Origin of the sequence: Rhodococcus sp. HM1, assembly GCF_023218075.1 — a bacterium.
Lineage (GTDB): Bacteria > Actinomycetota > Actinomycetes > Mycobacteriales > Mycobacteriaceae > Rhodococcus.
The window spans coordinates 22,105-28,769 of record NZ_JALPTB010000074.1; the positions used below are offsets into that span (position 1 = coordinate 22,105).

At 69.6% G+C, this 6,665-nt stretch carries 5 protein-coding genes; all 5 read right to left on the minus strand.

From position 1 onward, the window contains the following. Positions 1-6: 6 nt before the first annotated feature. Positions 7-786, minus strand: a complete 780-nt coding sequence (locus tag M1M07_RS27200; RefSeq protein ID WP_248676174.1) for an enoyl-CoA hydratase/isomerase family protein — start codon at positions 784-786, stop codon at positions 7-9. Then, a complete protein-coding gene (locus tag M1M07_RS27205) occupies positions 783-1,544 on the minus strand; it encodes a crotonase/enoyl-CoA hydratase family protein (protein WP_197251068.1) in 762 nt (253 codons plus the stop codon). The genes M1M07_RS27200 and M1M07_RS27205 overlap by 4 nt, the downstream gene beginning before the upstream one ends. 1 nt (position 1,545) lies before the next feature. Then, positions 1,546-2,607, minus strand: coding sequence for an MBL fold metallo-hydrolase (locus tag M1M07_RS27210; RefSeq protein WP_248676175.1), 1,062 nt, complete (start codon positions 2,605-2,607; stop codon positions 1,546-1,548). After that, entirely contained in the window at positions 2,604-4,172 is a 1,569-nt protein-coding gene (locus M1M07_RS27215) for an AMP-binding protein (RefSeq protein ID WP_248676178.1), read from the minus strand. The genes M1M07_RS27210 and M1M07_RS27215 overlap by 4 nt, the downstream gene beginning before the upstream one ends. Before the next feature lie 133 nt (positions 4,173-4,305). Further along, on the minus strand, positions 4,306-5,817 hold the full coding sequence (locus M1M07_RS27220) for a TerD family protein (protein ID WP_248676176.1): 1,512 nt from the start codon (positions 5,815-5,817) through the stop codon (positions 4,306-4,308). Positions 5,818-6,665: the final 848 nt, after the last annotated feature.

Here is a 6,665-nt window from a genome sequence, read left to right on the forward strand (position 1 = left end):
ATGCGATCACGTAACCTGCCAGTTACCGGTGAACGCCGGAGGACGCTTCTCGACGAACGCGCGGATCGCGCCGGGCGCGTCGGTCGCGAGGTTTACGGCCTGGGATCGGGCCTCGTTGTCGAGGGCTTCGCGGAGCGTCGACGTCGAGCCTTCCTCCAGCAGACGTGCCGACAGACTCACCGCGACGGGCGGCGCCTCGGCCAGCCGGACGGCCAGCTCGATCGTTCGGGTACCGAGGTCGGCGGGTTCGACCAGCTCTGTCACCAGCCCGAGCGCGAACGCCTCCTCGGCGTCCACGATGTCGGCGAGCATGACCAGCCGTTTCGCCTGGTGCAGGCCGACGAGGCGCGGCAGGATCCAGGAGCCGCCGAAGTCCACGGACATGCCGCGCCGAGCGAAGATCTGGCTGAACTTCGCGGTACGGGACGCCACGACGACATCGCACAGCAACGCCAGGTTCCAGCCGGCGCCGACCGCATAGCCCTCGACCGACGCGATCACCGGTTTCGAGAACTCCGCGACCGCCAGTGCCGCCGAATTGACCTCCCGCATGCGCTCGAGGGGATGCATGCTGTCGCGCCGGTCCATGTCGGCGCCGCTGCAGAAGTTGCCGCCCGCGCCGGTGAGGACGACCGCCCTCACCGAGTCGTCGCGCTGAAGCTCGTGGAAGGCATCCCGCAGCGCGGTCCACGAGTCGAGCGTCATCGCGTTCTTGCGATCGGGACGGTGGAGCGTGACGGTCGCGACCGCGCCGTCCCGCTCCACCGCGATGCCGGGCAAACTCACTCGCCCTTCCAGACGGGTGCACGCTTCTCGGCGAACGCGCGGGCACCTTCCTGGGCGTCGGCGGAGGCGAAGACCGGCTCGATGAACTTGCGCTGCGCGACGAACGCGTCGGGGTCGGTGTAATTGGCGGACATCGCCACGACCTGCTTGGTGGCGCGCACGGCGAGCGGTCCGTTCGCGGCGACGCGCGCGGCGAGTTCCTTCGCCACGGCCAGGGCCTCGCCCGGTTCGGTGAGTCGGTTGACGAGGCCGTGCTGGTGGGCGACCTCTGCCGTGAGCGGATCGCCGGTGATCGCCATCTCCATGGCCAGCGGGTAGGGGAGGATCTTCGGCAGGCGCAGCAGGCCACCCGCGGCGGCCGCCAGACCGCGCTTGACCTCGGGGATTCCGAACTTCGCCTCACGGGAGGCGACGATCAGGTCGGCGGACAGGGCGAGCTCGCAGCCACCGGCCAGCGCCCACCCCTCGACGGCAGCGATCAGCGGCTTGGTCGGGGGTGCCTCGGTGAGACCACCGAAACCGCGACCCGGGATCGACGGACGCTCACCGCGAGCGAACGCCTTCAGATCCATTCCGGCGCAGAACGTTCCGCCGGCACCGGTGAGGATGCCGATGGTCAGGTCCGGGCGAGCTTCGAACTCGTCGATCGCGGCGGCGAGCGCCTTCGAGACCTCCAGATCGACGGCGTTCTTCGCTTCGGGCCGGTTCAGCGTGAAAACGGCTACACCGTCGGAGAATTCGGTCAGGACAACGCTCATGTCAGATTTCCTTCGTGTCTGTGCGGACGAGTGACCATCGTGCGGGAACCCCGCCGTCGGAACGGATCTCACCGCGGTCGGCGAGAACGATGAGGTGCGCCTGCGTTTCCCGGACGGCGAGACGCCGCAGGCGGGGGGACATCACGTCGACCGGTCGCGACCACGTGATGCGCGTGGTGACCTCCCACGCGGTGGATTCCGGGTGCGCGTCGACGGCCGAACGGATCTCGTCGAGCCGCTCGTCGTGGTGTGCCATCAGCCGGCGCGCGCGGTCGGCGACACCGCGGAACCGGTACTCGTGGGCGGGCAGCACCTCGCATTCCGGCAGCGCGGTGGTCGCGTGCAGCGACAGCAGGTAGCGGTGGAGCGGATTCTCCAGCTCGCCGGGACCGGACGAGATGTTCGGGCTGATCCGCGGCAGCATGTGGTCGCCGCTGAACAGCAGATCGTGGTCGCGGTCCAGGAACGCCAGGTGGCCGGGGGTGTGGCCCGGCGTCCAGACCGCTTCGATGTTCCATCCGGGCAGGTCGAGCCGGTCCCCGCCGGACAGCACGACGTCGGCGGACTCACCGGCCGGGAACCGGACGATCTCGAAGCGCGGTGCCTCGGCGACCTCGTCAGGTGCGCCGAGTTCGGTCATGTCCACCCGCCACGCCTCGGCTTCCGCAGCGACATCGGCCGGGGTGAAGTGTCCGAGCGCCGCGGCTTCGGCAGCGTTCATCGCGAGGACGGCACCGGTCGTCTCGCGCAGGCGCGGAGCCAGACCGAAATGATCCGGATGCAGATGGGTGATCGCGGCATAGCGGACGTCGGAGATGTGGTGACCGGTTTCGGCGATGCCGTCGACCAGGGCGTTCCACGATTCCTCGGTGTCCATGCCGACATCGACGAGGGCGAGACCGTCGTCGATCGCAAAGGCGTAGACGAGGACGTACCGCAGCGGATTGCGGGGCATGGGAACGGGAATCGACCACAGGCCGTCCCGGACCTGCTCGACGGGCGGAAGGATTCCGGCCGCCCACGCCTCGCGCTGCAGCACGCCGATGTCGTCGGTGACGCTCATGGTTGCGCTCCGGGGACGCGCGTACCCAAGGTGCTGCGCAGGGTGCGCTTGAGGATCTTGCCGCTCGCGTTCCGCGGCAGTTCCGGCACGAAATGGATGTGCTGCGGCTTTTTGTAGGAGGCGAGGCGTTCGACGGTGAACTGCAGCAGTTCCGCCTCGGTGGGGACGGGGGCGCCCTCGGCGATGCGGACGACGGCGGTGACGGCCTCGCCCCACTTGTCGTCGGGCAGACCGACGACGGCGACCTCCGCAACCGAAGGATGTTCGGCCAGAACGGATTCGACCTCGATCGGGTACACGTTCTCCCCGCCGGTGATGATCATGTCCTTCACGCGGTCGGTGACGAACAGATAGCCGTGCTCGTCGAGATGGCCGGCGTCCCCGGTACGCAGAAAGCCGTCTTCGGTGAACAATTCGGCGTTCTCGGCGTCCCGCCGCCAGTATCCGACGGTGTTGTTGCGCGAGCGGCAGACGATCTCACCGGTCGCTCCGATCGGCAGGATCTCCCCCGTGGCGATGTCCCGGATCTGCACGTCGACCCCGGGCAGCGCGGTACCGGCCGAACGCAGCAGGTAGGAGCGGGGACCGTGCGGATCGTGGTCGTCGGCGCGCAGGGCGGTGAGCGCACCGGTGGTTTCGGTCATCCCGTAGCGCTGGACGAACCGGCAACCCAGGGTGTCCATCGCGCGGGCGAGCTGTGCCGGCGTGATCGGGGATGCGCCGTACGCGACGAGGTGCAGGCTCGACAGGTCGTAGTCCGCGAGATTCGGCATCTCGAGCAGCATGCCGATCGCGGACGGGACGAGGAACGCGTGGGTGACGCCGTATTCGGAGATCGCCTCGGCGACCAGCGCCGGACGCATCTCGCCGAGCAGTACCAGGTGCAGTCCTGCGGACAGGCTCGTGCTCATCCATCCGGCGCCCGCGATGTGGAACAGCGGCAGCGCATTCAGCGACACGGAGTCGTCGCCGAACTCGTAGAGCTCGAAGTTCTCGGGCACGTTGTAGAGGTTGCGGTGCACGGACACAACGCCTTTGGGGCGGCCGGTCGTGCCGGAGGTGTAGAGCTGCAGTGCTTCGCACTCCGGGTCGTCGCCGAATCCGGGGTCGATTCCGTCGCCGGATTCGACGAACTGCTCCCAGGACTGTGCGCCCGGAACGACCGAGGGGTCACCGACGACGACGATGTGCACGTCGGGCAGCACGCGCGCGACCGCCCGGGCGGCGTCGGCGAAGTCGGCGTCGACGACGAGGATGCCCAGCTGTGCGTCCTCGGCGATGGCGGCGGCCTCGTCCGGCGTCAGGCGCCAGTTCAGCGGGGTGAACACCAAGCCGGCCTTCGTGCACCCGACGAACATGGCAGCGCCGGGCAGGCTCATGCGCAGCAGCGCTCCGACGCGCCCCGACGCGGACCCGATCGCGGCGAGTGCCGAGCCGACCTTGTTCGTGTACTCGTCGAACTCGCGGTACGTCAGGGTCGTCCCGCCGGCGGTCAACGCGGGACGGTTCGGGCGCTCGGCCGCGAAGTGCCGAATGCGATTGGGAAGATGCAGCCCACTCGACAGCAGTCCACCTGACAAAGGAAGCTCCCGGTCCCCGTGATTTGTCACGAACCCGGTCGGGCCCGCACAGCCCAGTCGACCATCACGGTGGCCTCGACCACAAAGACGGGGCGCCGCACGAACCGTTAGGGAAGACCTATATCTCTTGCCGGCGGCATTCCAGCGACCGCACCACGGCCCGGATCCGTTCCGGATCCGACGGCCCGGTGTCGGACACGAACTGCCAGTCGGTCCGGGTCCACGGATCGACGAATCGGCCTTCGTCCGAGGGGACGTGCTGGGCGGCCTCGGCGAGGATCCGATACGCCGGGCTGTCGACGCCCTCGTCCTCCGTGCCCGTCATGACAAGCGAAATCTGTTGTGCGGCAGCGAGTTGCGTCAGGCGGACCAGGTGCAGGAGGTCGTCGCTGCCGTATCCGTGTGGAAGACCGGAGACCACCAGCACCCGCGGTTCGGGGTGGTGCGCGTCGCCCGCGGACGCGGCCAGCGCATCCAGGTCCGCGGCGTCGGCGAGACCCTTCAGCTTCGCACGGACACCCGCGACCTCGTGGACCGGCGGACCGGCCAGGAGCGAGCCGGCGAGGTCGGTGAGCTGCCGCATCGCACCCGCCGGATCGACGACGTGGAGGAGGGAACCCGGCCGCGATGCGAGCAGCCGGAGCGCGAGCGCCGACGCCACCGGGGCAGCGGCCTCGGCGTCACCGTCCACCCACAACGGCCGCCCCAGCGGCACGGGGACACAGAACGGCACCCGCAACGGTCCGCGGTCGGGTGCCGTGACCTCGCCGATCCGCACGCCGTCCGCGGCCTCACCCGGCCGCCGCCACGCGGGTGCATCCCACGAGGCGAGCGCCGCCGGTAGCGCCCCTTCGAGCGCAGCCAGCTCGGAGATCAGCTGCTCGGAATCGTCGGTGTAGCGGACCTCGGCCGCGGCGATCAGCTCGTCACAGCGCCGATGCGCCCGGGCCCGGGCCTGCTCGGCGGCGTCACCTGTGCGGGCCGAGGGATCGGCGACCGCGGCGGACAGTTCCTCGTCCAGCCGGTGATGCGCGTACTCGTGCGCCGAGACGTATGCCGCGGCCGACCGGGAGGCGTCCTCGAAGATCTGCCACATCCGAACGCACGTCGCCCCGGTTTCGAGGGGCGGCACTTCCTGCGGCGCGGGCGGGGTGGCCGGCTCGGGATCGTCGACCTCGACGCCGTGCGCGGTGAACAACTCGGCCAGGCCACCCGCATAGCCCTGCCCGAGCGCGCGGATCTTCCAGTCGCCGCCGCGCCGGTAGATCTCCCAGCACAGCAGCGCCGTCTCTCCGGCGACCGGTTCGATGCGGAACGTCGCCAGCGGCGTGCCCGCAGTATCGGTGAGGGTGGTGTCCACCGGGGTGACCTGCTCGGTGCCGAGGGCACACAGCACCCTGTCGGCGTCCGGCCGCAACCGCCCCGGTTCGACGACGAGTGCGTCACCGTCGAGCCGGACACCCGCGGTCTGCGGCTGGTTGTAGAACACGACGTCCTGCGACGACGCCACCTGCAGGTGGGTGTCGACGACGAGGGCACACAGATCCACCGGGACCGACGCGGTCGCCGTGAAGCGGACCGACGGCGTCGCGAGCGGGGCGTTCTGCCCCGCCCGGAACTCGACGGCCATCGGTTACGTCGCCAGGAACCGGCCGAGTTGCGGCGCGGCCTCACCCGGATGCTTGGCCTGGATGCCCTCGCCGATCGCCTGCAGCTTCCACTCCGGTCCCTGCCGGTACACCTTCGCCATCACCATGCCGGTGAACGGCATGCCGCCCTGCAGCGTGTAGCGGGCCAGCTCGGCGTTGGTGGTGCCGTCCACGAGGCGGCAGAACGCGTTCCTGACCTGCTCGAACGTGTGGCCTTTGTACGAGGTGACGATGAACATCACGGTGTTGACGTGCGGCGGGATCCGCGTCAGGTCGACGAGCACGACCTCGTCGTCACCGGCGCCCTCACCGGTGAGGTTGTCGCCCTGGTGCTGGATGGATCCGTCCTTCGACGTCAACTGTCCGTAGTACGCGACGTCGACGATGTTGTGGTCGGCGAACAGGACCGCCGAGGCGTCGAGGTCGATGTCCACCGAGCGGTTGCCGAACAGGCCGCGCTTCTCGACCGGATCCCATCCGAGGCCCATGCGCAGGAACGTCAGCGCGACGCCGCCCTCCTTGCGCAAGGTCACCTTCTGGCCCTTGACCAGGCTGACCGGGCGGTTCTTGGTGAGACTCACCTCGGCGGGAGGAGCGGCCGGCGCAGGGACCTGCTGGGCGGGCGTGGGCTGCCCGTAGGGCTGGGGAGGCGCGGTCTGCGGGTACTGCGGCGCGGGTGCCGGCTGACCGTACGGCTGGGGAGGTGCGGGCTGCGTGTACTGGGGCTGCGCGTACTGCGGTTGGGGCGCCGCCGGCTGGGCGTACGGCTGGGGAGCTGCGGGCTGCGGTGCCTGTCTCTTATGCACATCTGACGCTGCCGACGACTTAA